Annotated in this window: 21 protein-coding genes and 1 tRNA gene; 12 read left to right on the top strand and 10 right to left on the bottom strand. The window is 65.4% G+C overall.

Annotated features, from left to right (window positions below; all coding sequences use genetic code 11):
- Window position 1 precedes the first annotated feature (1 nt).
- The 6 genes from BDOA9_RS24645 to BDOA9_RS24620 form a co-directional block, all read right to left on the bottom strand.
- Complete coding sequence (locus tag BDOA9_RS24645) at window positions 2-994, bottom strand: cation diffusion facilitator family transporter (protein WP_025036634.1); 993 nt, start codon at window positions 992-994, stop codon at window positions 2-4.
- A 1-nt stretch (window position 995) separates the two neighbouring features.
- Complete coding sequence (locus BDOA9_RS24640; RefSeq protein WP_025036633.1) at window positions 996-4,214, bottom strand: efflux RND transporter permease subunit; 3,219 nt, start codon at window positions 4,212-4,214, stop codon at window positions 996-998.
- Window positions 4,207-5,196 (bottom strand): divalent metal ion exporter adaptor subunit IhpB, encoded by a 990-nt coding sequence (ihpB, locus tag BDOA9_RS24635; RefSeq protein ID WP_025036632.1) that lies wholly within the window; start codon window positions 5,194-5,196, stop codon window positions 4,207-4,209. Before ihpB ends, BDOA9_RS24640 begins: the two co-directional genes overlap by 8 nt.
- Window positions 5,193-6,461 carry a divalent metal ion exporter subunit IhpA gene (gene ihpA, locus BDOA9_RS24630; protein ID WP_025036631.1) on the bottom strand — a complete coding sequence of 423 codons (1,269 nt, stop codon included), beginning with the start codon at window positions 6,459-6,461 and terminating at the stop codon, window positions 5,193-5,195. Before ihpA ends, ihpB begins: the two co-directional genes overlap by 4 nt.
- Before the next feature lie 55 nt (window positions 6,462-6,516).
- Window positions 6,517-6,879 (bottom strand): hypothetical protein, encoded by a 363-nt coding sequence (locus BDOA9_RS24625; RefSeq protein WP_025036630.1) that lies wholly within the window; start codon window positions 6,877-6,879, stop codon window positions 6,517-6,519.
- Between the two features lie 120 nt (window positions 6,880-6,999).
- Window positions 7,000-7,230 carry a hypothetical protein gene (locus BDOA9_RS24620; RefSeq protein WP_025036629.1) on the bottom strand — a complete coding sequence of 77 codons (231 nt, stop codon included), beginning with the start codon at window positions 7,228-7,230 and terminating at the stop codon, window positions 7,000-7,002.
- Between the two features lie 359 nt (window positions 7,231-7,589).
- Here BDOA9_RS24620 and BDOA9_RS24615 point away from each other — a divergent pair, with 359 nt between their 5' ends.
- The gene (locus BDOA9_RS24615) at window positions 7,590-8,474 is read left to right on the top strand and encodes a hypothetical protein (protein WP_025036628.1); all 885 of its coding nucleotides are present in this window, start codon (window positions 7,590-7,592) and stop codon (window positions 8,472-8,474) included.
- A gap of 63 nt (window positions 8,475-8,537) precedes the next feature.
- Here BDOA9_RS24615 and pepT read toward each other — a convergent pair whose 3' ends face one another.
- The 4 genes from pepT to BDOA9_RS24595 form a co-directional block, all read right to left on the bottom strand.
- The gene (gene pepT / locus BDOA9_RS24610; RefSeq protein WP_025036627.1) at window positions 8,538-9,788 is read right to left on the bottom strand and encodes a peptidase T; all 1,251 of its coding nucleotides are present in this window, start codon (window positions 9,786-9,788) and stop codon (window positions 8,538-8,540) included.
- A gap of 115 nt (window positions 9,789-9,903) precedes the next feature.
- Window positions 9,904-10,233, bottom strand: a complete 330-nt coding sequence (locus tag BDOA9_RS24605; protein ID WP_025036626.1) for an HU family DNA-binding protein — start codon at window positions 10,231-10,233, stop codon at window positions 9,904-9,906.
- A 202-nt stretch (window positions 10,234-10,435) separates the two neighbouring features.
- Window positions 10,436-10,512: transfer RNA gene (locus tag BDOA9_RS24600), tRNA-Asp, on the bottom strand.
- Window positions 10,513-10,671: 159 nt separating this feature from the next.
- Complete coding sequence (locus tag BDOA9_RS24595; protein ID WP_025036625.1) at window positions 10,672-10,875, bottom strand: hypothetical protein; 204 nt, start codon at window positions 10,873-10,875, stop codon at window positions 10,672-10,674.
- 392 nt (window positions 10,876-11,267) lie between these two features.
- Here BDOA9_RS24595 and BDOA9_RS24590 point away from each other — a divergent pair, with 392 nt between their 5' ends.
- The 11 genes from BDOA9_RS24590 to nuoH all read left to right on the top strand — a co-directional run bounded on the left by BDOA9_RS24590 (window position 11,268) and on the right by nuoH (window position 23,310).
- A complete protein-coding gene (locus BDOA9_RS24590; RefSeq protein WP_025036624.1) occupies window positions 11,268-13,520 on the top strand; it encodes a TonB-dependent siderophore receptor in 2,253 nt (750 codons plus the stop codon).
- A 700-nt stretch (window positions 13,521-14,220) separates the two neighbouring features.
- Window positions 14,221-14,586, top strand: a complete 366-nt coding sequence (locus BDOA9_RS24585; protein WP_008136158.1) for an NADH-quinone oxidoreductase subunit A — start codon at window positions 14,221-14,223, stop codon at window positions 14,584-14,586.
- A complete protein-coding gene (locus tag BDOA9_RS24580; protein WP_025036623.1) occupies window positions 14,577-15,167 on the top strand; it encodes a NuoB/complex I 20 kDa subunit family protein in 591 nt (196 codons plus the stop codon). Before BDOA9_RS24585 ends, BDOA9_RS24580 begins: the two co-directional genes overlap by 10 nt.
- A gap of 11 nt (window positions 15,168-15,178) precedes the next feature.
- Window positions 15,179-15,793, top strand: a complete 615-nt coding sequence (locus BDOA9_RS24575; protein WP_025036622.1) for an NADH-quinone oxidoreductase subunit C — start codon at window positions 15,179-15,181, stop codon at window positions 15,791-15,793.
- A gap of 2 nt (window positions 15,794-15,795) precedes the next feature.
- Window positions 15,796-16,992 (top strand): NADH-quinone oxidoreductase subunit D, encoded by a 1,197-nt coding sequence (locus BDOA9_RS24570; RefSeq protein WP_025036621.1) that lies wholly within the window; start codon window positions 15,796-15,798, stop codon window positions 16,990-16,992.
- Window positions 16,992-17,987, top strand: coding sequence for an FkbM family methyltransferase (locus BDOA9_RS24565; RefSeq protein WP_025036620.1), 996 nt, complete (start codon window positions 16,992-16,994; stop codon window positions 17,985-17,987). Before BDOA9_RS24570 ends, BDOA9_RS24565 begins: the two co-directional genes overlap by 1 nt.
- Window positions 17,988-17,998: 11 nt before the next feature.
- Window positions 17,999-18,610, top strand: a complete 612-nt coding sequence (gene nuoE, locus BDOA9_RS24560) for an NADH-quinone oxidoreductase subunit NuoE (protein WP_025036619.1) — start codon at window positions 17,999-18,001, stop codon at window positions 18,608-18,610.
- The gene (locus BDOA9_RS24555) at window positions 18,610-18,810 is read left to right on the top strand and encodes a hypothetical protein (RefSeq protein ID WP_025036618.1); all 201 of its coding nucleotides are present in this window, start codon (window positions 18,610-18,612) and stop codon (window positions 18,808-18,810) included. The genes nuoE and BDOA9_RS24555 overlap by 1 nt, the downstream gene beginning before the upstream one ends.
- 15 nt (window positions 18,811-18,825) lie before the next feature.
- Window positions 18,826-20,151: an NADH-quinone oxidoreductase subunit NuoF gene (gene nuoF / locus BDOA9_RS24550; RefSeq protein WP_025036617.1), complete on the top strand. Its 1,326-nt coding sequence runs from the start codon at window positions 18,826-18,828 to the stop codon at window positions 20,149-20,151.
- Window positions 20,152-20,156: 5 nt separating this feature from the next.
- Complete coding sequence (gene nuoG, locus BDOA9_RS24545; protein WP_025036616.1) at window positions 20,157-22,232, top strand: NADH-quinone oxidoreductase subunit NuoG; 2,076 nt, start codon at window positions 20,157-20,159, stop codon at window positions 22,230-22,232.
- Between the two features lie 10 nt (window positions 22,233-22,242).
- A complete protein-coding gene (gene nuoH, locus BDOA9_RS24540) occupies window positions 22,243-23,310 on the top strand; it encodes an NADH-quinone oxidoreductase subunit NuoH (protein WP_152033444.1) in 1,068 nt (355 codons plus the stop codon).
- The last annotated feature ends 7 nt before the right edge of the window (window positions 23,311-23,317 follow it).

The following is a 23,317-nucleotide window of genomic DNA, read 5'->3' as shown; positions in this document are numbered from 1 at the left end:
CTCACACCACGTCATCCGGCGCCAGCGCGCAGCCATTGTCGGGATGGGTCTCGATCTGAAGCGTGGTGTGGCCGATGCGGAACGATGTCTTGAGGAGCTGCGCGGTCTCCATCAGGAACGCATCGCCGCTGCCGGCCGGCATGACGAGGTGGCAGGTCAGCGCGGTCTCCGTGGTCGAGATCGGCCAGACGTGGAGATCGTGAATCCCTGAGACGCCCGGCCGCGCCAGCAGGAACGCCCTGATTGCGGCAAGGTCGGTTCCCTCCGGCGCGGCCGCCATGGACATGTGGATGGAGCCGCGCAAGAGGCTGGTCGCGCTCCAGAGGATGGTGGCGCAGATGACGAGGCTGGTGAGGGGATCGAGCCAGAGCCAGCCGGTCCAGATGATCAGCGCGGCCGAGACCACGACGCCGAGCGAGACCGCGGCGTCTGCCGCCATGTGCAGATAGGCGCCTTCGATGTTGATGTCGTCCTTGCGGCCGCTCGCGAACAGCAGGGCGGTAAAGCCGTTGATGAGGATGCCGACGCCCGCGACCACCATCACGGTGACGCCTGCGACCGGCTCCGGCTCGCGCAGGCGCAGGATCGCCTCCCAGCCGATGGCGCCGGTCGCGACCAGCAGGAACACGGCGTTGGCGAGCGCCGCCAGGATGGTGGAGGCGCGAAATCCGTAGGTGAAGCGGCCGCTCGGCGCGCGGCGGGCTGCGATCGAGGCGCCCCAGGCGATGACGAGACCGAGCACGTCGGACAGGTTATGGCCGGCATCGGCGAGCAGGGCGGTGGAGTTGCCGATATAGCCGTAAATCGCCTCGGCCACGACCAGCGCGATGTTGAGCGCAATGCCGAGCGCGAACGCCTTGCCGAAATTGGCGGGCGTGTGGACATGGCCGTGCCCGTGACCATGATCGTGTGCATGACCATGATCGTGGCCATGGTCATGCGCGTGGCCCGCATGATCGTGGTGGTGGTGACCGTGGTGGTCGTGGCTGCCCAATCTAGCGCTCTCCAAACGCCGTCAAATCGGGCGCCATTGTAGGCCTTTCACTTGCCACGTCACGGCGGAACAGCACGTAGAGCGCCGGCAGCACCAGCAGCGTCAGGACGGTCGACGAGATGATGCCGCCGATCACCACGGTTGCGAGCGGCCGCTGCACCTCGGCACCGGCGCCGGTGGCGAGCGCCATCGGCACGAAGCCGAGTGAGGCGACGAGGGCCGTCATCAGCACCGGGCGCAGCCGCGTCAGCGCGCCTTCGCGCACGGCCTCCGCGACGGATCGTCCCTCGCTGCGCAGCCGCTCTATGAAGGCGATGATGACGAGGCCGTTGAGCACGGCGACGCCGGACAGCGCGATGAAACCGACGCCGGCGCTGATGGACAGCGGAATGTCGCGCAGCAGCAGCGCGGCGACGCCCCCGGTCAGCGCCAGCGGCACGCCGGAGAACACCAGCGCCGCATCGGCCACCGATCCCATGCCCATGAACAGCAGCAGGAACACCAGCAGCAGCGCCACCGGCACCACGATCGTCAGCCGCTTGGTGGCCGAGACCAATTGCTCGAACTGGCCGCCCCAGCCGATGAAGTAGCCCGGCGGCAGCTTGACCTTCTCGGCCACCGCCGCTTCGGCCTCCGCGACGAAAGAGCCGAGGTCGCGTGCGCGAACATTGGCGGTGACGACGATCCGCCGCTTGCCATTCTCGCGGCTGATCTGGTTGGGCCCCGGGGTCGCATCGACGGTGGCGACCGACGCTAGCGGCACATAGCGCATCTGGGCGAGGGGAGAGCTGGCCAGCGCCGTTCGAACGGCCGTGCCGGAGCCGGATTCCTCTCCGGGCGGCAGCGGGATCGGGATCGCCCTGATCGCCTCGAGATTGCCGCGCAAATGCTCCGGCAGGCGCACGACGATGTCGAAACGGCGATCGCCTCCGAACAGCTTGCCGGCCGACTTGCCGCCGACCGCGATCTCGACGATGCCCTGCACCTCGCTGGCGCTGAGGCCGTAGCGGGCGAGTGCCTGGCGGTCGAGGCGGACGGTGAGGATCGGCAGGCCCGCGACCTGCTCGATCTTGACGTCGCTGGCGCCGCGGATGCCGCGGATCGCGGCCTCCACCTGCCTGGCGGCGCCTTGCAGGATGTCGAGATCGTCGCCGAAGATCTTGACGCCGACGTCGGTGCGCACGCCGGAGATCAGCTCGTTGACGCGGAACTGGATCGGCTGGGAGATTTCGTAGGCGCTGCCGGGGATCTCGTCTGCGGCATGCTCGATGGCCTTGACCACCTCCGATTTCGACTTGCCGGGGTCGGGCCATTCGGCACGCGGCTTCAGCATGACGTAGCCGTCGGTCTGCGCCGACGACATCGGATCGGTGGCGATCTCCGCGGTGCCGATGCGGGTGAAGAACTCCTTCACCTCCGGAACCTGCTTAATGCGCTTTTCCAGCGCCTTCTGTAGGTCCAGCGACTGGGTGAGGCTGGTGCCGGGAATCCGGATCGACGCCAGCGCGACGTCGCCTTCGTCGAGGCTCGGAATGAACTCGCCGCCCATGCGCGAAGCGGCGATGCCGCTCGCGACCACGATGACCACGGCCATGATGGCGACCGTGGCGCGATTGTCGATGGCAAAGCGGAGCAGGGGGAGATAGGCGCGCTTCGCCGCCCGCATGAACAGGTTCTCATGCTCGGACACCTTGCCGGTGACGAAGATGGCAACGGCCGCCGGCACGAAGGTGATGGAGAACAGCACGGCCGCGCCCAGCGCCATCAGCACCGTCAGTGCCATCGGCGTGAACATCTTGCCCTCGACGCCGGTCAGCGTCAGCACGGGCAGATAGACCACCGCGATGATCAGCGTCCCGAACAGGCTCGGCTTGATCACCTCGTTCGACCCGCGCAGGATCGCGCGCAGCCGTTCGCTGGTCGTCAGCAGCCCGCCTTTCTCGCGCTGTGCCGCCGCCAGCATGCGCAGGCAGTTCTCCACGATGATCACGGCACCATCGACGATGATGCCGAAGTCGATTGCGCCAAGCGACATCAGGTTCGCGCTGACCTTGGTCTCGACCATGCCAGTGATGGTCATGGCCATGGACAGCGGAATGACGCAGGCCGTGACCAGGGCGGCGCGGATGTTGCCGAGGATCAGGAACAGCACCGCCACGACCAGCGCAGCGCCTTCCAGCAGGTTGTTCCGGACGGTGCGGATGGTGGCTTCGACCAGATCCGTGCGGTCGTAGACGGTCCGCGTCACGACGCCCTCGGGGAGCGATTTGGCGATCTCCTCGAGACGGGCCGCGACGCGGCGGGCGACGGTCCGGCTGTTCTCGCCGATCAGCAGCATGGCGGTGCCGAGCACCGTCTCCTCGCCGTTCCACGTCGCGGCGCCCGTACGCAAATCGCGGCCTTCCGTCACGGTCGCGACATCCCTGATTCTGACGGGATTGCCGCCGCGCGAGCCGATGACGATGTCCTGGATCTCGCCGATATTGCCGACCTGGCCCGGCGAGCGAACCAGATATTGCTCGCCGTTGCGCTCGATATAGCCGGCTCCGACATTGGCGTTGTTGGCGGCGAGCGCCGTCATCACGTCGCGAAAGCCGAGCCGGTAGGCCATCAGCTTGCCGGGGTCAGGCAGCACGTGGAACTGACGCTCGAAGCCGCCGATCGTATTGACCTCGATCACACCAGGCACGTTGCGGAGCTGGGGCCGGATGATCCAGTCCTGCACGGTGCGCAGAGCGGTCAGGGAATAATCATGGCCCGCCTGCGTCTTCGCGCCCGCCTTCGCTTCGACCGTGTACATGAATATCTCGCCGAGGCCGGTCGAGACCGGGCCCATCGCGACCTCGACGCCAACAGGCAGCTGGTCCTTCACCTGCTGGATGCGCTCGCCGACGAGTTGCCGGGCGAAGTAGATGTCGGTGCCGTCCTTGAAGACGATCGTCACCTGGCTGAGGCCGTAGCGCGACAGCGAGCGGGTGTAGTCGAGCTTCGGGAGTCCGCCCATCGCGGTCTCGACCGGGAAGGTGATGCGCTGCTCCGTTTCCAGCGGCGAATAGCCGGGCGCGCGGGTGTTGATCTGGACCTGGACGTTGGTGATGTCAGGCACGGCGTCGATCGGCAGGCGCTGGAAATTCCAGGCGCCGAAGGCGACCGCGCCGAGCGCGAGCAGGAGGACGAGCCAACGTTGCTGCAGCGAGACGGCGATGAAGCGCTCAATCATGCTCGGCCTCGCCCTTGCCCATCTCCGCCTTCACGACGAAGCTGTTCTCCGCGACGTAATGCTCGCCGGCCGCAAGGCCTGCCTTGATCTCGACGTGGCGCGGATCGGAATCGCCAAGCTCGACCGGACGCGCCTCGATCTTGTCGCCGTCCTCGCGCACGAACACGATGGTCTTGTTCTCCAGCGTCTGGATCGCGCTCCGCCGGACGGCAACCGCGACGTTGCGCGCGGCGAGGATCAGCCGCGCCGTGACGAACAGGCCGGGCCGCAAGCGACCGTCCGGATTGGGCAGCACCACGCGCGCCAGCGCCGTCTGGGTCTCGCTACTGCCGATCGGCGCCATGTAGGAGATCGTGCCCTTGATCTCGCCGCGGCCGTCGTCGGGATCGATCAGCACCTCGTCGTTGAGGCGGACGCGGCGGAGATCCTGCCGGTAGATCGACAGATCGACCCAGATGGTGGAGAGGTCGGCGACGACGAAGGCCGGCTTCTGCTCGGAGGCGTATTCGCCGAGCGAGATCTGCCGCTCGATGATGGTGCCGGCAATGGGCGCCTTGAGCTCGTAGACGGTCAGGCTCTGGTTGCTTTCGATCGCGGCGAGCAGGTCGTCCTTGCCGACCTTGTCGCCGATCCGCTTCTGGATGGATTTGGCGAGGCCCGGAAAGCGCGGCGTTACCTGCACCACGGCTTCCTGGTTGGCGCGCAGGATGCCGTTGAAGGCGAGCGTGTCGGTCAGCGTCGCGCTGGCGGCTTCCGCCAGCACCACGCCGGCTGCGGCGAGCTTGACGTCGGAGATGCGGATGCGGTCGGCGCCGTGCTCGTCCTGCTCGACGCGATCGTTCGGTTTCTTGTGTTCGGAATGCTCGGCGTGCTCGCCATGCTCGGTGTGCGCGAGCTTGTCCGCTGCGAGCAGGGAATAGCCGTAAGCGCCGAGCGCGGCGGCGGCGATGGCCACGAGGATGATGGTGGAAGACGTCTTCATCGCGCGCTCTCCCGGGCCAGCGCAAAGGGATTGCCGACGAGGCCCTCGATGATCGCCACGCCGGCGTGGAAATTCTGCAGCGCCTCCTGCTCGCGCAGCCGCGCCTGGCTGACGCTCGCTTGCGCGTCCAGCACCTCGAGCAAGGTGAAGCGGCCCTGGCCGTAGCCTTGCGAGATCGCCTCGGACGCCTCGACGGCCTTGGGGATCGCGGTCTCGCGCAGCACCGCGAGCTCGCGTAGCGAGCCCTGCAGCGAGTCATAGGCGCGGCCGGCGATCACGATCAGCGTGTTGCGATTGGCCTCGCGCTCGGCTTTGGTCTTGGCGAGGCTTTCCTGCGCGGAGAGGATGTTGCCCTGGTTCTGGTCGAACACGGGGATCGGCACGGAGACGGTCAGCCGCGCCGCATCGTCGCCCGTTTCGTTGAAGTGGCGCCAGCCGGCCGCGATCCGTACGTCCGGATACGGCCTGAGCCGGGCCAGCAGCAGCTCGGCATTGCGCTGGGCATAGACCGCGGTCCAGCGCACCAATTGTGGATTGGCATCGATGGCGGCGACGACCGACTGGAACGTCGGCGGCCGGCCGGTGGTGTCGAGCCGGCCCGAGACCTCGCCGAACTTCGCGGACGCATCGCCCATCAACACCGCAAGCTCGCGCCGGGCGCTCGCCAGCGTCGCCTTGAAGCGCTCGCGGTCGGCCTTGACCAGGGCGGAGGCGACCTCGGCGCGGCCGGTCTCGGCCGGCGAGGAGGCGCCGGCCTCGACGCGGCGGCGCAGAAGCGGTGTCAGCTGGTCGATGGCGGCGATCTGCTCGTCGAGGATCTGGATCCGCCGCTGCGCGCCGAGCACGCTGAGAAAGGCGATCGCGGTCTCCGACAGCACCTCCAGCCTGATCGCCTTGCGCTGGATCGCCGCGACCTCGACGCCGGCTGCGCCTGCGGCGATCCGCGCCTCGCGCTTGCCGAACAGCTCGAAGGCCTGGCTGATCTGCAGCGTGGTCTCGGCCGAGCGCGTCCCGCGATATCTGCCGGAGCCGAATGAATCGTCCTGTTCGTAGGACAGCTCCGGATTGAGCAGGGCGCCCGCCTGGATGCGCTGGCCCGTGGCGATGCCGACGTCGCGCTCCGCCGCCGTCAGGCGCGGGCTTGCGGCCAGAGCGCGCGACAGCGCGCTCCGCATCGTCAAAGTCTGGGCGTGCGAAAGCGTCGATGCTGCAATCAGACACGCTGCCGCGCACGCCAGGCGCGCGGCCATTCCCCTGCGAAACATGAAACCGACCCGTGAAGCATGAACCTAAAGGGCGCGGGGCGCCCGACCAATCCGTTCAGGCAACAGGTCTGGGAGGAGGAGAGTCGGTATCGGGAACGATTCCGGCGAGCCGCGGGGCCCGTTGCGGGTTCGGCGCCGACACAAGCGCGGTTGCTGCTGTCGCTGGCGCCGGCTGTGCCACGGTCACCGAGAAGCAGCCGTGGCAATGATGTCCGCCGATGGCCTTGTGGTCGAGGTGGCCGCTGGCGCCATCGAGCATCGCGGCGATCTCCGAGCCGCCGCTGGGCGTGGTGACGTCGATATCGTGTACGCCGTGCAGCGCGCCGGCGATCAGATAGACGGCCGCGATCAGCACGGACAGCAGCCCGCGCCAGGTGCGCGAGCGGCAGGATCCTGAGGGCTGGCGGCTTGCGAGCACGAGGTCACTCTGGTTGCGGTCTGTGCTCGGCCTAGCATGGCTGCGGGAACAGTGTCGACCCGCAATATTGTTACGTCCCTCGAACAATTGCCGCAGCAGCGCATACGCTGCCTGCGCCACTCACTGCCGCACAATGACGCGCCGATGTGGCGCCGTGGTCTCGATCGCGGGCGCCGGAGTTTCGCTGCCCTCGTCGCCTTCCATGGTGACGACGGCGCGACAGCTCGCTTCCATCGCCCGTTCCAGCCATTTGATGGCTTCGTCGATCCATTCGTCCTGGTGCTCGGGATCGGCGAGGGCCTTCTCCCGGAATGCATTGGCTTGATGCAGGCACGCCGTTCTGCGATCCACGCGCCTCTCCTGATCTGGAGGTTCCGCCCCGATCGCATCATTGATGATCCCGGTCCCGGCGTCGTTAACATACGACAGGAGGAGACGCGCCGGCCGCAACGCGGAAAGGCCCCAGCCGGTCGAGCCGGCTGAGGCCTCATATGCTCACAATCTCTATCCCTAGGACTTGAGCAGACAACCCGCATCTTCCAAGTTCGTTCCAGACGATCTGTCCAATTTGGAACGTTCCTCATAGCTCGCGATTAGCGAGCAGAAGAACTGAGGAGGACGGACAATGGACGGGTTGATTTATCTGATCGGCTTGATCGTCGTCATCATGGCGATCCTGTCGTTCTTCGGCCTACGCTGAGAGAACGGCAATGGAAACGCTCGTACGGGAAGAGGTCATGGAAGGCGGCCTGGCAGGCGAGGCGCCTCGAACGATCCAGTGGAGCTCGGTTTTCGCAGGCGCGCTTGCTGCAAGTGCAATGTCGTTCATCCTGATCGGCTTTGGCGTCGCGGTCGGCCTCGGTGTCAGCTCGGCCTCGCCGACCTGGCGCGATGCCTCGGCGTCGCTGGCGCTGCTCTCCGGGCTGTATCTGATCATCCAGGCGATCATCAGCTTCGGCTTCGGCGGCTACGTCGCCGGCCGAACGACCCGGTCCGAACCCGCGCTCGCAACGATCGAGGATGACGGCGAGCGGCGGGACGGACTCCATGGCCTGACGGCCTGGGCGCTCGCGGTCCTGGCCGGCGCAGCGCTGCTGGCGCTCCTCGGCGCCGCCGCGATCGACCGTTCGCCGATGCGCAGCTCGGCCAGCAACACTTCGGCGGCCGAGCCCTTGTTGAGCTATGAGCTCGACAAGCTGTTCCGCGCGCCGCGCCGCGCGCCGAACACCGACCTGAGGGACGCGCGCGCCGAAGCCGGACGTATCCTGATGACCTCGTCCAGCCACAGCGGCGTCAGCGCCGATGATCGGACCTACCTCGTGCAACTGGTCGCTGCCGCGACGGGATTGGCGGCCCCCGAGTCCGAGCGGCGGGTGGATGCGCTGATCGTGGATTCGAAGACGGCCATCAACCGCGCGCGACGCAACTCGATCATCGTGGCGTTCTCCGTCGCAGCCGCGACCCTGATCGGCGCCGCAGTCGCCTGGGCTGCAGCCGTGGCCGGCGGACGACATCGCGACGGAGCACCGTTGCCGAGCTGGATGGCGAGCGCCAACCGCTTCCATCGCACCCCGCGCGCAATGCCGGTGCCGTAGGCTCTCAATCAAATGGAAATGGCCGAGCGCAAGCTCGGCCATCGTCGACGTCTGCAGGAAGCCTCAGGCCTTCTCTTCCCAGATCATCGCCAGATGCACGATGGTCTGCACCGCCTTTTCCATGTCCTGCCGGCTGACCCATTCGAGCCGCGAATGGAAGGCATGCTCGCCGGCGAAGATGTTGGGGCAGGGCAGGCCCATGAAGGACAGACGCGAGCCGTCGGTGCCGCCGCGGATCGCGGTGCGCATCGGGCGCAGGCCGGCGCGACGGATCGCCTCGATGGCGTATTCGAGCACGTGCGGGTGACGATCGATCACCTGCTTCATGTTGCGGTACTGCTCCTTGACCTCGAATTTGTAGGTCGAGCGCGGATAGTCCTTCATCACGTCCTTGACGATGCCCTCGAGCAGCGCCTCCTTCTCCTTCAGCCCGTCCTCGGTGAAGTCGCGGACGATGAAGGAGAGCGTCGCCTGTTCCAGCGCGCCGTCGATGCCGATCGGATGCAGAAAGCCCTGCTTGCCCGAGGTGGTCTCGGGCGAGCAGCCCTCCTTCGGCAGACGCTCGACGATGGCGGCGGCGATCTTGATCGCGTGCTCCATCTTGCCCTTGGCGTAGCCGGGATGGGCGCTGACGCCGTTGATGGTGATGGTGGCGCCGTCGGCCGAGAAGGTCTCGTCCTCGACACAGCCGGCGCTCTCGCCGTCCATGGTGTAGCCGAAATCGGCCCCCAGCTTGTTCAGGTCGACATTGTCGACGCCGCGGCCGATCTCCTCGTCCGGCGTGAACAGGATCTTGATGGTGCCGTGCTTCACGTCGGGATTGTTGAGGAAGAAATGCGCGGCATCCATGATCTCGGCAACGCCGGCCTTGTTGTCGGCCCCCAACAGCGTGGTGCCGTCGGTGGTGATGATGTCGTTGCCGATCTGGCTCTTCAGCGCCGGATGCTCGTTGAAGCGGATCACCTGGCTGGTGTCGCCGGGCAGGACGATGTCGCCGCCGCGATAGTTCTTCACGACCTGCGGCTTGACGTCCTTGCCGGTGACGTCGGGCGAGGTGTCCATGTGCGAGCAGAAGCAGATCACCGGCACCTTCTTGTCGGTGTTGGCCGGGATCGTTCCGTAGACGTAGCCGTATTCGTCGAGATGCGCGTCCGCGACGCCCATGGCCTTCAGCTCGGCAGCGAGCACGCGGCCGAGATCCTTTTGCTTCTCGGTCGACGGCGAGTGGGGCGATGCCGGATCGGACTGGGTGTCGATGGTGACGTAGCGCAGGAAGCGCTCGGTCACGGTATGTGAAAAGGAGAGGGAGGACATTTCTGGTCAACCGCCGGGTGTTCGGGAAGCTGGCGGTATATCAGAAAAGCGGGCTGCGATGCGGCCGGAACGAGCTCGGGTCAGGCTTGAGGATCAAGCTTAACGAAAAGTACCCTCAGATCGCCTCCTTCAGTTCCTTCACCGGGCGGAACGCGACCTTCCTGCTGGCCTTGATGTGGATCGCTTCGCCGGTGGAGGGATTGCGGCCGGTGCGGGCGGCGCGCTTGCGGACCTGGAGGATGCCAAGGCCGACGATGCGGACCCGGTCGCCCTTCTTGAGGTGCTTGGTGATCAAATCGACCATGTCGGTCAGGACCGCCTCGGCATGCTTTTTGGAGACATCCTGGCGCTCGGCAATGTCGGCGGCGAGGTGCTTGAGCGTGATCGTGGCGGGCGCGGCGGCCTTCTTCCCCGAATCCTTCTTGGCCGGATCCTTCTTAGCCATGTCTGGCCTCCTCATCGTCCAATGACAGGGAGTCCCGAAAACAGCCGAGAATATGTGGGGTCCCTCTAAGTCTTTCCAGGCGTAGACGATTCGGACGCGGGCTGACTATGCCGAGAGTTCCCGACGGCCGCCTGAAATTGCGCGCAGAGCCGCGAAAGGCGTCGAGAGGTTCGGGCTAAGCTTATGAGGGGGTTGCCAAAAATGGCGCGAGAGACGGGGCTCGAACCCGCGACCTCCGGCGTGACAGGCCGGCGCTCTAACCAACTGAGCTACTCCCGCGTGGTTCGCTGAACGCGCGCGGAACGAGGGGGGACTTAAAGGGGGGACATGGTGAAGTCAAGGACGTTGCGCTTCCCCTGGGCGTCCCCGCTAAGCATTGCTCTGGAAAACGAAAAAGGCCGCCCGGCGGCGGCCAATGGTCAGCCAAAAGGGCAGGTCTCAGCGAATCTCCGACGTCCCCGCGCTGGTCACCACCACGGGCTTGCCGGCCTTGATGACCTGGGTGGACTGGGCGGTCTGGCTGTAATCGGCATTGGTGCGGGCCGCGATCCCGAAGCCGGCCACGGCAATGCCGGCCACCAGCGCCACCACCACGATCTTCAGGTGGGTCGCACGATCAGCAGAATGAATAGAGTGGTTCATCTGAGCCTCCCGACGGGCTTTGCCGTCGTCTATGGGCTCATCTTCTAAGGACCATCTGTTTCCGGATGGTTTCGCGGGTTCCGCAAAATGGTTTCATCTGCCCGTCCGGGCCGGGCGGGACCGGTTGTCGCGTCCGGCTCCGACGAAAGCTAAGGCGACGGGCCCGGGCTTCCGCAAACGGTCTGAGAATCGGATAATCAGAAGTCGGCGCGCTGATCTCGCAGCAATCTCCGGACATGTTGGATCGCATCTAAGAGTCTTTCTAAGAAGCTTTCAATTAGGGAAATCGCGCGCCCTCACATAAGCGTCATCACGAGCGCATGCCGTTCCGGGACAGGCGGCATGACGCATCGAACATGCAGCTTCGGGGTGGCGCGTTGAACAGTCTTGGAATGCTGCGGTCGGCCGTGTTGGCGACCGCATCCGCTTGGGTCTTGATGCCTCAGGCATCGCTTGCACAATCTTCCGCGCAGAGTGGCGCGCAAAATCTGCCTTCGGTAACCGTCACCGCGCCGCAAACACGCAGACGTGCTGCCGCGGCTCCACAGCGCCGCGCGGCGCGATCACCGGTGCAGACCACCGAGCGCAACAAGCCGCAGCCACGGCGCGACGTCGGCTTCGTCGAGACGCCGCGCGGTCCGGTGAACGGCTACGTCGCCGGCCGCAGCTCTTCGGGCACCAAGACCAACACGCCGATCATGGAAACGCCGCAGGCGGTGTCCGTCATCGGTGCCGAGCAGATCCGCGACCAGAAGCCGAACAAGCTCGATGAGGTCCTGCGCTACACCGCCGGCGTGCGGGCAGGGACCTTCGGTGCGGACACGCGCAACGATTGGTGGCTGATCCGCGGCTTCAAGTCCGACGACATCGGGCTGTTCCTTGACGGCATGCAGCTGTTCTACACGGCCTATGCGAGCTGGCGGCTGCCGCCGTCCAACATGGAACGTGTCGAAGTGCTGCGCGGTCCGTCCGCCGTGCTCTACGGCGGATCGAGCCCGAGCGGCATCGTCAACGTCATCAGCAAGATGCCGCCGGCCGAGCCGATCCGTTACATCGAGACCGGCGTCAACAATTTCGGCAACGCCTATGTCGGCTTCGATGTCGGCGGGCCGGTCGCGACGCAGCCCCAGGACGGAAAGCTGTTCTACCGCTTCGTCGGCGAGGTCAGGAACGGCGGCACGCAGGTCGACTTCACGCCTGACAACAACTATTTCATCGCACCGTCGTTCACCTGGAAGCCCGATGCCGACACGACCTTCACGGTGCTGGCGTCGGCCTCGAAGCAGGACACCCGCGGCATCAACTTCCTGCCCTATCAGGGCACGGTGACCAGCGCGCCCTTCGGCAAGATCCCGACCAGCTTCTTCGCCGGCGACCCCAGCGTCGACAAGTTCACGCGCGAGCAGGAGATGCTCGGCTACCAGTTCGAGCGCCATCTCACCGACGATGTGACGTTCCGTCAGAACGCGCGCTTTGCGCATGTCGACATCACCTATCGCGGCTATGTCGGCAACGGCTGGGACAACATCAACACGGCGACGATGGGCCGCTATAACTGGTATGCGAAAAACACCGCGAACCAGGCCAATCTCGACAACCAGCTGGAGTACCGTTTCAACACCGGCGCCATCAGGCACACGATGCTGTTCGGTGTCGATCTCAAGGGCTATCAGATCGACGACTACCAGGCCTTCGGATTCGGCGTATCCTCGATCAACGTCTTCAATCCCGCCTACGGCGCGGCCGAGGTTGCGTTATCAAGCGCGCCGTTCCGCAACTACCTGATCACGCAGAAGCAGGCCGGCACCTACCTCCAGGATCAGATGAAGCTCGGCAACTTCACGCTGGTGCTGAGCGGCCGCAACGACTGGGTCGAGACGACCCAGGAAGCCCGCGACACCGGCGCCACGGTTGCCAGCCGCGACGACAGCAAGTTCAGCGGGCGGGCGGGGCTGATCTACAATTTCGACAATGGCATCGCGCCCTACGTCTCCTATTCGACGAGCTACAACCCGATCATCGGCCTTAACGCGCAAAATCAGCTGTTCCTGCCGGAGACCGGCAAGCAGGCCGAGATCGGCGTGAAGGTCGCGCCGGTCGGATTCGACGGCTATTTCACTGTCTCGGTTTTCGATCTGGTTCGCCAGAACGTTGCGACGACGACGGTGACGACGCCGGTGCTGCAAAACCAGACCGGCGAGGTGACCTCGCGCGGCATCGAGCTCGAAGCGGTGGCCAACGCCACGAAGGAGCTGAAATTCATCGGCTCCTTCACCTCCTACAATCTCTTTGTGAGCAAGGATCTCGATCCGACGCTCGTCGGCAAGACACCGACCAACACGCCCGAACTCCTGGTGTCCGGCTGGGCGGACTACACCTTCAAGGACGGTCCGCTCGCAGGGTTCGGCTTTGGCGGTGGCGTGCGTTACATCGGCTCGTCCTGGGCGGACACTGCCAACACGCTCGAGGTTCCCGCGGTCGTGCTCGGCGATCTCGCCCTCCATTACGAGTGGCAGAACTGGCGCACGGCGCTGAACGTGATCAACCTGACCGACAAGATCTATGTCGCCAGCTGCGCGTCGGCCTCGTCCTGCTTCTACGGCGATCGTCGGCGTATCACCGCCAGCGTCTCCTACAAATGGTGAGGGCGGGGCCGGAAGACCCCGGGGCTTGGAGCAACTGATCGTGATGTTCGTTCGGGTTCGCCCGGACGGCCGCTGATCTGCCGTCACGATGAGCTCGCGGGCCAAGCCCCCCGGCCCGAAGCTCATCCGAGCGCGGCGCGCGCGACCAGCACGTCGCCGCAGCCGCCGCGCTCGCGGCCGGCTTCAAGCCGACCGCCGGCGCATTCGTCAGACGAGCGGTCCCGTCGTGATGCATGGCTGTTCTGATCACTCGCGGCTGTGGAAACGTGTCTTTCCCGCACCCGATGCGGCGGCCCCATCGTTGGCTTCCCGGCCGGGCCGGCTTGGAGGGACCATCGGCAGAACATGTCGCCGGAACGGCGGGGGGTGCCCCTGCGGCGGCGATTGCCGGGGCTGAGTGCGCTGCTGCAGCAAAACCCGAGGATTTTGGACGGTCAGCGCGCAGCAAATAGCTGGCTCGGACCGAGCGCCGCAGTCTCCGAACGGCTGACCTGCGAGACCGTGGCAGCCCTTGCTGGCCATGGCGATCTGCTCCATACCAGCCGCGGGGTGATTCCGGGATTTTCACCGCTCTGGGGGCGGCAAAGGGCCTGAAAAGAGCGTGTCTTGCGCCCATTGGTGCACTGCGCTAAGGCTCAGAATAATTCCAAATCGGACGAATCCGTGGCTGTCCCGAGGCTGCGGGAAAAAGGGCTCGCCAATGAGCGGCATTCTGCAGAACTATCTTCCACTCGTCGTCTTCATAGGGGTAGCGGGCCTCATCGGCCTCGTGCTGCTGATCGCGCCGTTCATCGTGGCGTTCCAGCAGCCGGATCCCGAAAAGCTGTCGGCCTACGAGTGCGGCTTCAACGCCTTCGACGACGCCCGCATGAAGTTCGACGTCCGCTTCTATCTCGTCGCCATCCTCTTCATCATCTTCGATCTCGAGGTGGCGTTTCTGTTTCCCTGGGCGGTGGCGTTCGGCAAGCTTGGCGCGACCGGCTTCTGGTCCATGGTGGTGTTCCTCGCCGTGCTGACGGTCGGGTTCGCCTATGAATGGAAGAAAGGGGCCCTCGAATGGGATTGAACCCGGCTACGCAGTCCGCAGGTCCGTTGATCGCACCGGCCCCGAAGGGCATCCTGGACCCGTCGACCGGCAAGCCGGTCGGGGCCAATGATCCGTTCTTCCTCGAGGTCAATTCCGAGCTGTCCGACAAGGGCTTCTTCGTGGCCGCGACCGACGACCTCATCACCTGGGCCCGCACCGGCTCCCTGATGTGGATGACCTTCGGTCTCGCCTGCTGCGCGGTCGAGATGATGCAGGTCTCGATGCCGCGCTACGACGTCGAGCGCTTCGGCTTCGCTCCGCGTGCCTCGCCGCGCCAGTCCGACGTGATGATCGTGGCGGGAACGCTGACCAACAAGATGGCGCCGGCGCTGCGCAAGGTCTACGACCAGATGCCCGAGCCGCGCTACGTCATCTCGATGGGCTCCTGCGCCAATGGCGGCGGCTATTATCACTATTCCTACTCGGTCGTGCGCGGTTGCGACCGCATCGTGCCGATCGACATCTACGTGCCGGGCTGCCCGCCTACGGCGGAAGCGCTGCTCTACGGCGTGCTGCTGCTGCAGAAGAAGATCCGGCGCACCGGCACCATCGAACGCTAAGGTTTTACGTCATGGACGACGCCAAGCTCGACGCCCTGGGGCAGACGATCGTTAGCGCGCTTCCGGGCGCCGCGACCGGTCACTCGGTGGCCTTCAACCAGCTCACCGTGGATGTCCAGGCCGCCAGGATTGTCGAGGTGGTCAAGTACCTCCGTGATGACCCGAACTGCCGTTTCGTCAACATCACCGACATCACGGCGGTGGACTACCCGGATCGCGAGAAGCGCTTCGACGTGATCTATCATTTCCTGTCGCCGACGCTGAACGCGCGCATCCGGCTCAAGGCGCAAGCCGACGAGACCACGCAGGTGCCGTCGCTGATCGAAATCTTTCCCGGCGCCGACTGGTTCGAGCGCGAAGCCTACGACCTCTACGGCGTGTTCTTCGTCGGCCATCCCGACATGCGTCGCATCCTCACGGACTACGGTTTCGAAGGCCATCCGCTGCGCAAGGACTTCCCGCTCACCGGCTTCGTCGAGGTCCGCTACGACGACCAGGAGAAGCGGGTGGTGTACGAGCCTGTCAGGCTCAACCAGGAATTCCGCAAGTTCGACTTTTTGTCTCCTTGGGAAGGTGCCGACTATCCGGTGCTTCCGGGCGATGAAAAAGCGGGGCCGAAGGTCTGATCATGAACGAGCAACCTGAAAATCTCCGCAACTTCACCATCAACTTTGGACCGCAGCATCCTGCGGCCCACGGTGTGTTGCGTCTCGTGCTCGAACTCGACGGCGAGGTGGTCGAGCGCGTCGATCCGCATATCGGCCTGCTTCATCGCGGCACCGAGAAGCTGATCGAGCAGAAGACGTACCTGCAGGCGATCCCCTATTTCGACCGGCTCGACTACGTCGCGCCGATGAACCAGGAGCACGCCTTCTGCCTCGCCGCCGAAAGGCTGCTCGGCATCGAGGTGCCGCGCCGCGGCCAGCTGATCCGCGTGCTCTATTGCGAGATCGGCCGTATCCTCTCGCATCTTCTCAACGTCACCACGCAGGCGATGGACGTCGGCGCGCTGACCCCGCCGCTGTGGGGCTTCGAAGAGCGCGAGAAGCTGATGGTGTTCTACGAGCGCGCCTCGGGCAGCCGCATGCATGCGGCTTATTTCCGTATCGGCGGCGTGCACCAGGACCTGCCGCAGAAGCTGGTCGACGACATCGAGGCCTGGTGCGATCCGTTCCTCAAGGTGGTCGACGATCTCGACCGGCTGCTCACCGCCAACCGCATCTTCAAGCAGCGCAACGTCGACATCGGCGTGGTGCCGCTGAAGGAAGCCTGGGAGTGGGGCTTCTCGGGCGTGATGGTGCGCGGCTCGGGCGCGGCCTGGGACCTGCGCAAGTCGCAGCCCTATGAGTGCTACGCCGAGATGGATTTCGACATTCCGATCGGCAAGAACGGCGACTGCTACGACCGCTATCTGATCCGCATGGAAGAGATGCGCCAGTCCGTGCGCATCATGAAGCAGTGCATCCAGAAGCTGAACGCGCCCGACGGCAAGGGCCCCGTCGTCGTCGAAGACAACAAGGTCGCGCCGCCGCGCCGCGGCGAGATGAAGCGCTCGATGGAAGCGCTGATCCACCACTTCAAGCTCTACACCGAGGGCGTCCACGTGCCGGCCGGCGAAATCTATGCCGCGGTCGAGGCGCCCAAGGGCGAGTTCGGCGTCTATCTCGTCGCCGACGGCACCAACAAGCCCTACAAGTGCAAGATCCGCGCGCCGGGCTTTGCCCATCTGCAGGCCATGGACCACATCTGCCGCGGCCATCTGCTCGCCGACGTCTCGGCGATCCTCGGCTCGCTCGACATCGTGTTCGGAGAGGTCGATCGGTGATGGGGCAGCAGACGCCAATCCAGTTTGACCGCGCCTCGGGGGCCCTTGAAGGGGCCAACCTGTGGGAGCGGACGGCTGCCTTGGCGCTGGTGACGGGATCGAAGATCTCCTCGCACTTCTCGCATATGGGCTACATCGCCTGCGCGAATTTGCTGCGCAAGACGCTGCCCGAGCGCAACATCGCGATCAGGCTCAATCCCGACGCGGTGTTCGAGTTTCCCTACGGCGACGGCTATTGGAGCAAGCTGCTCAACCGCTCGTACAACTATGAAGACGAACTCGAGCTGCTGTTCGCCGACTCCATCGACGTCGACTACACGCTGCTCGATTGCGGCGCCAATTACGGCTACTGGTCGGTGCTGGTGTCGAGCAAGCCTTTCGGCGCGCACAAGGCGATCGCGATCGAGCCGTCGGGCCAGAACTATGCGAAGCTCGCCAACAACGCCCGTGTCAACGGCAACCGTTTCGAGACCATGAAGTGCGCGATCGGTGCGGCGCGCGGAACCGCGCGGCTCTCGGGCACCAAGCACGAGGCCTTCAGCATCGCCGGCGATCCCTCGGCGGGCGGCGAGGAGGTGCCGGTGATTGCGCTCGACGACCTCATCGACGACGGCAAGATCGCAGCGAGCGGCAAGTACCTGATCAAGCTCGACGTCGAGGGCGTCGAGATCGAGGCGATCAAGGGCGGGGCACGATTGCTTCAGGCGGACAGCGTCATCATGTGCGAGGAGCACGGCAGCGACCGCTCGCACGCCGTGTCGCGCTTCATCCTCGAACAGACCCCGCTGAAGCTGATCGTGTTCGATCCGCGCAGCAACCGCATGGAGACCGTGACCGAGCTGTCGATCCTCGACCGCATCAAGGTCTCGACCCATGTCGGCTACAACGTTTTCGGCACCGCAAGCGCATTCTGGCAGGACAGGATCGAAGCCCTCAACGCCAAGAACCTGAATGCCAAAAACCTGAATGCCAAGTCCGCGCGCCGCATGCAGTGAGAGATTGAGCTATGTCCGTTCGCCGATTAGCACCGAAGGAAGTCCAGCCCGCGAGCTTTGCGTTCACGGAGGAGAACCTCGCATTCGCCCGGCAGCAGATCGCGAAATATCCAGCCGGCCGCCAGGCCTCCGCCGTCATCGCCATTCTCTGGCGCGCGCAGGAGCAGAACGAGGGCTGGGTGTCGGAAGCCGCGATTCGCGTCATCGCCGACATGCTCGACATGCCCTATATCCGCGTGCTGGAGGTCGCGACCTTCTACACCATGTTCCAGCTCGCGCCCGTCGGCAAGAAGGCCCACGTCCAGGTCTGTGGCACCACGCCATGCCGGCTGCGCGGCGCCGAGGATCTGATTCACGTCTGCGAGCACCGCATCCATCACGAGCCCTTCCATCTCTCCAAGGACGGCAATTTCAGCTGGGAGGAGGTGGAGTGCCTGGGCGCCTGCGTGAACGCGCCGATGGTGCTGATCGGCAAGGACACCTATGAGGACCTGACCAAGGAAAGCTTCGGCAAGGTGCTCGATGGCTTCGCGTCGGGCAATCCGCCCAAGCCGGGTCCGCAGAACGGCCGCCAGTTCTCGGCGCCGATATCAGGACCGACCACGCTCAAGGAGGTCACCTGATGCGTGATCTCCTCGTAACCGGAGGGACCGCGGCCGTGAAGAGATGGGGCTTCGTCGCCATGCACGCCGCGATCGCGGCTGCCTTCATGTTCCTGCTGCAGCGTTACTTCATGAACGCGTCGCAGGAGACCAGTCTGCTCTGGGCGCTGTTCTTCGCCGTCTGCGCCGCCGGACTTGCCTACAAGCAGTCCATTCGTTGATCGGAAAGCACTGATATGCTCGAGGACAAGGACCGCATCTTCAAGAACCTCTACGGCCTCCATGATTGGGGGCTCGAGGGCGCGCGGCGCCGCGGTGCCTGGGATGGCACCAAGAACATCATCGACAAGGGCCGCGACTGGATCATCAACGAGATGAAGGCGTCGGGCCTGCGCGGCCGCGGTGGCGCCGGCTTCCCGACCGGTTTGAAATGGTCCTTCATGCCGAAGGAGTCCACCGACGGTCGTCCCAGCTATCTCGTCGTCAACGCCGACGAATCCGAGCCCGGCACCTGCAAGGACCGAGAGATCATGCGGCATGATCCGCATCTCCTGATCGAGGGCTGCCTGATCGCGAGCTGCGCCATGAACGCGCACACCTGCTACATCTACGTCCGCGGCGAGTTCATCCGCGAGCGCGAGCATCTGCAAGCCGCAATCGACCAGGCCTATGACGCCAAGCTGGTCGGCAAGGACAACGTCAACGGCTGGCCGTTCGACATCTACGTCGCCCACGGCGCCGGCGCCTATATCTGCGGTGAGGAAACCGCGCTGCTCGAAAGCCTCGAAGGCAAGAAGGGCCAGCCGCGGCTGAAGCCGCCGTTCCCGGCGAACGTCGGCCTGTTCGGCTGCCCGACCACCGTCAACAACGTCGAGTCCATCGCGGTTGCGCCCGACATCCTGCGCCGTGGCGCGGCCTGGTTCGCCGGCATCGGCCGTCCGAACAATGTCGGCACCAAGCTGTTCTGCATCTCCGGCCATGTCGAGCGGCCCTGCAACGTCGAAGAGGCCATGGGCATCCCGTTCCGTGAGCTGATCGACAAGCATTGCGGCGGCATTCGCGGCGGCTGGGACAATCTCAAGGCCGTGATCCCCGGCGGCTCGTCGGTGCGCATGGTGCCGGCCGAGCAGATCATCGACACGCCGATGGATTTCGACAGCTTGAGCAAGCTGCGCTCGGGCCTCGGCACCGCCGCCGTGATCGTGATGGACAAGTCGACCGACCTGATCCGTGCGATCGCCCGCATCTCCTATTTCTACAAGCACGAGAGCTGCGGCCAGTGCACGCCGTGCCGCGAGGGCACGGGCTGGATGTGGCGCGTGCTGACCCGCATGGCCGAAGGCCGCGCCCACAAGCGCGAGATCGACATGCTGCTCGAGGTGACGAAGCAGGTCGAAGGCCACACCATCTGCGCGCTCGGCGACGCGGCGGCATGGCCGATCCAGGGCCTGATCACGCACTTCCGCCACGAGATCGAAGCGCGCATCGACCAGTATTCGCACAAGGCCGATGTCGACGACATCGGCGTCCGCGATCCCGTGAACATGGTCGCGGCGGAGTAAGAGACATGACCAAGCTCATCATCGACGGCAAAGAGATCGATGTCCCCGCCGAGTACACGCTGCTTCAGGCGTGCGAGGCGGCCGGCGCCGAGATTCCGCGCTTCTGCTATCACGAGCGGCTGTCGATCGCCGGCAATTGCCGGATGTGCCTCGTCGAGGTGAAGGGCGGCCCGAAGCCGGTGGCGAGCTGCGCCTGGGGCGTGCGCGACTGCCGTCCGGGTCCCAAGGGCGAGCCGCCGGAGATTTCCACGCGTTCGCCGATGGTGAAGAAGGCACGCGAAGGCGTGATGGAATTCCTTCTGATCAACCATCCGCTGGACTGCCCGATCTGCGACCAGGGCGGCGAGTGCGACCTGCAGGACCAGGCGATGGGCTATGGTGTCGACACCAGCCGCTTCGCCGAGAACAAGCGCGCGGTCGAGGACAAATATCTCGGCGCGCTGGTCAAGACCTCGATGAACCGCTGCATCCAGTGCACGCGCTGCGTCCGCTTCTCGGCGGAAGTCGCCGGCGCCCCCGAGATGGGTGCCACCGGCCGCGGCGAGGACATGGAGATCACGACCTATCTCGAGCACGCGCTGACGTCGGAATTGCAGGGCAACCTCGTCGACATCTGCCCGGTCGGCGCGCTGACCTCGAAGCCCTATGCGTTTGCGGCGCGTCCGTGGGAGCTCGGCAAGACCCAGTCGATCGACGTCATGGACGGCGTCGGCTCCGCGATCCGCGTCGACACCCGCGGCCGCGAGGTGATGCGGATCCTGCCGCGCATCAACGAGGCCGTGAACGAGGAGTGGATCTCGGACAAGACCCGGCACGTGGTCGACGGCCTGCGCACCCAGCGCCTCGACCGGCCCTATATCCGCGAGGCCGGCAAGCTGCGCGCGGCGAGTTGGACCGAGGCCTTCGCCGCGATCGCCGCCAAGGCGGCGCGCACCGACGGCAAGCGCATCGGCGCGATCGCCGGCGATCTCGCCGGCGTCGAGGAGATGTTCGCGCTGAAGGACCTGCTCGCCAAGTACGGCTCGAGCAATCTGGCGGTGCAGGGTGGCGACGCCTTCGATCCCGCGCTCGGCCGCGGCGCCTACATCTTCAACCCGACGCTCGCCGGCGTCGAGCAGGCCGATGCGCTGCTCATCATCGGCTCGAACCCGCGCAAGGAGGCGGCCGTGTTCAACGCCCGCATCCGCAAGCGCTGGCGCGCCGGCGGCTTCAAGGTCGGCGTGATCGGTGCCAGGGCCGACCTCACCTATGATTACGAGCATCTCGGCGCAGGCACCGAGACGCTGGGCGAGCTCGCGGCCGGCAAGCACTCCTTCATGGACGTGCTGAAGAACGCCAAGCACCCGATCATCCTGGTCGGCGCGGGCGCGGCCGCCCGTCACGACGGCGCCGCCATTCTCGCAGCCGCCGCCAAGCTCGCGCTCGATGTCGGCGCGGTGAAGGACGGCTGGAACGGTTTTGGCGTGCTGCACGAGACCGCCTCGCGCGTCGGCGCGCTCGACATCGGCTTTGCCGCAACCGGCGGCGGCCTGAATGCCGCGCAGATGACGACCTTCGGCACGCTCGACTTGCTGTTCCTGCTGGGAGCTGACGAGATCAAGCCACCGGATGGCACCTTCGTCGTCTATATCGGCACCCATGGTGATCGCGGCGCGCACCGCGCCGACGTCATCCTGCCGGCGGCCGCCTACACCGAAAAGTCCGCGATCTACGTCAACACCGAAGGCCGCGTGCAGATGACGGGCCGCGCCGCGTTCCCGCCGGGCGAAGCCCGTGAGGACTGGGCGATCATTCGCGCGCTGTCGGAAGCGCTCGGCAAGAAGCTCGGCTACGACTCGCTTCCAGCCCTGCGCCAGGCAGTGTTCAAGGCCGTGCCGCATCTGATCCGTCTCGACCAGATCGAGGCTGGCTCGCCTGACCAGGTCAAGAAGCTGGCGGGGAAGGGCGGCTCGCCCGAGAAGGCGCCATTCAAGCCCCTGGTCGAGGACTTCTATTTGACCAACCCAATCGCGCGTGCGTCCGCCGTGATGGCGGAATGCTCGCGCCTCGCCTCCGGGCACATGCTGACCGCAGCGGAGTGAGCGTGATCTGATGGAATTTTTCGAAAGCGCATTCTGGACCGGGTTTCTCTGGCCGCTGATCATCATGGTCGCGCAGAGCGTCCTGGTGCTCGTCGTCCTGCTGGTGGCGATCGCCTACATTCTGCTCGCCGACCGCAAGATCTGGGCGGCGGTGCAGATCCGGCGCGGCCCGAACGTGGTCGGCCCCTGGGGCCTGCTGCAATCCTTCGCCGACCTCCTGAAGTTCGTGCTGAAGGAGCCGATCATCCCGGCCGGCGCCAACAAGGGCGTGTTCCTGCTGGCGCCGCTGGTGTCGTGCGTGCTGGCGCTCGCGGCCTGGGCGGTGATCCCGACCAATCTCGGCTGGGTGATCGCCGACATCAATGTCGGCATCCTCTTCATCTTCGCGATCTCGTCGCTGTCGATCTACGGCATCATCATGGCCGGCTGGTCGTCGAACTCGAAATACCCGTTCCTGGCGGCGCTGCGCTCGGCCGCGCAGATGGTGTCCTACGAAGTCTCGATCGGCTTCGTCATCATCACCGTGCTGCTCTGTGCCGGCACGCTGAACCTGTCGGCCGTGGTCGAGGCCCAGCACGTCCGCGGACTCGCCAGCCTGATCGGGCTGCCGCAGCTGACCATCCTGAACTGGTACGTCTGGCCGCTGTTCCCGATGTTCGTGGTGTTCTACGTCTCGGCGCTGGCGGAAACCAACCGTCCGCCGTTCGACCTCGTCGAAGCCGAATCCGAGCTCGTCGCCGGCTTCATGGTCGAGTACGGCTCGACGCCGTACCTCCTGTTCATGCTCGGCGAGTATGTCGCGATCGTCACGATGTGCGCGATGGCCACCATCCTGTTCCTCGGAGGCTGGCTGCCGCCGGTGGACCTGCCGCCCTTCAACTGGGTGCCGGGGATCATCTGGTTCTCGCTGAAACTGTTCTTCATGTTCTTCCTGTTCGCGATGGCGAAGGCGATCGTGCCGCGCTACCGCTACGATCAACTGATGCGGCTCGGCTGGAAGGTGTTCCTGCCGCTGTCGCTCGTGATGGTGATCGTGGTGGCCGGCGTGCTGCATTTCGCCGGCATCGCGCCGAAGTGAGGGCCGT

Source organism: Bradyrhizobium sp. DOA9 (assembly GCF_000617845.2).
In the GTDB taxonomy this organism is placed as follows: domain Bacteria; phylum Pseudomonadota; class Alphaproteobacteria; order Rhizobiales; family Xanthobacteraceae; genus Bradyrhizobium.
The sequence above is the reverse complement of the archived record's forward strand: the minus strand, read 5'-3'. Positions and strand labels throughout refer to the sequence as shown.

Excerpts from the sequence above, each read along its gene's own strand:
- BDOA9_RS24640 (WP_025036633.1), bottom strand. The coding sequence starts at position 4,214 with ATGATTGAGCGCTTCATCGCCGTCTCGCTGCAGCAACGTTGGCTCGTC.
- ihpB (WP_025036632.1), bottom strand. The coding sequence starts at position 5,196 with ATGAAGACGTCTTCCACCATCATCCTCGTGGCCATCGCCGCCGCCGCG.
- ihpA (WP_025036631.1), bottom strand. The coding sequence starts at position 6,461 with ATGTTTCGCAGGGGAATGGCCGCGCGCCTGGCGTGCGCGGCAGCGTGT.
- BDOA9_RS24615 (WP_025036628.1), top strand. The coding sequence starts at position 7,590 with ATGGAAACGCTCGTACGGGAAGAGGTCATGGAAGGCGGCCTGGCAGGC.
- pepT (WP_025036627.1), bottom strand. The coding sequence starts at position 9,788 with ATGTCCTCCCTCTCCTTTTCACATACCGTGACCGAGCGCTTCCTGCGC.
- BDOA9_RS24605 (WP_025036626.1), bottom strand. The coding sequence starts at position 10,233 with ATGGCTAAGAAGGATCCGGCCAAGAAGGATTCGGGGAAGAAGGCCGCC.
- BDOA9_RS24595 (WP_025036625.1), bottom strand. The coding sequence starts at position 10,875 with ATGAACCACTCTATTCATTCTGCTGATCGTGCGACCCACCTGAAGATC.
- BDOA9_RS24590 (WP_025036624.1), top strand. The coding sequence starts at position 11,268 with ATGCTGCGGTCGGCCGTGTTGGCGACCGCATCCGCTTGGGTCTTGATG.
- BDOA9_RS24585 (WP_008136158.1), top strand. The coding sequence starts at position 14,221 with ATGAGCGGCATTCTGCAGAACTATCTTCCACTCGTCGTCTTCATAGGG.
- BDOA9_RS24580 (WP_025036623.1), top strand. The coding sequence starts at position 14,577 with ATGGGATTGAACCCGGCTACGCAGTCCGCAGGTCCGTTGATCGCACCG.
- BDOA9_RS24575 (WP_025036622.1), top strand. The coding sequence starts at position 15,179 with ATGGACGACGCCAAGCTCGACGCCCTGGGGCAGACGATCGTTAGCGCG.
- BDOA9_RS24570 (WP_025036621.1), top strand. The coding sequence starts at position 15,796 with ATGAACGAGCAACCTGAAAATCTCCGCAACTTCACCATCAACTTTGGA.
- BDOA9_RS24565 (WP_025036620.1), top strand. The coding sequence starts at position 16,992 with ATGGGGCAGCAGACGCCAATCCAGTTTGACCGCGCCTCGGGGGCCCTT.
- nuoE (WP_025036619.1), top strand. The coding sequence starts at position 17,999 with ATGTCCGTTCGCCGATTAGCACCGAAGGAAGTCCAGCCCGCGAGCTTT.
- BDOA9_RS24555 (WP_025036618.1), top strand. The coding sequence starts at position 18,610 with ATGCGTGATCTCCTCGTAACCGGAGGGACCGCGGCCGTGAAGAGATGG.
- nuoF (WP_025036617.1), top strand. The coding sequence starts at position 18,826 with ATGCTCGAGGACAAGGACCGCATCTTCAAGAACCTCTACGGCCTCCAT.
- nuoG (WP_025036616.1), top strand. The coding sequence starts at position 20,157 with ATGACCAAGCTCATCATCGACGGCAAAGAGATCGATGTCCCCGCCGAG.
- nuoH (WP_152033444.1), top strand. The coding sequence starts at position 22,243 with ATGGAATTTTTCGAAAGCGCATTCTGGACCGGGTTTCTCTGGCCGCTG.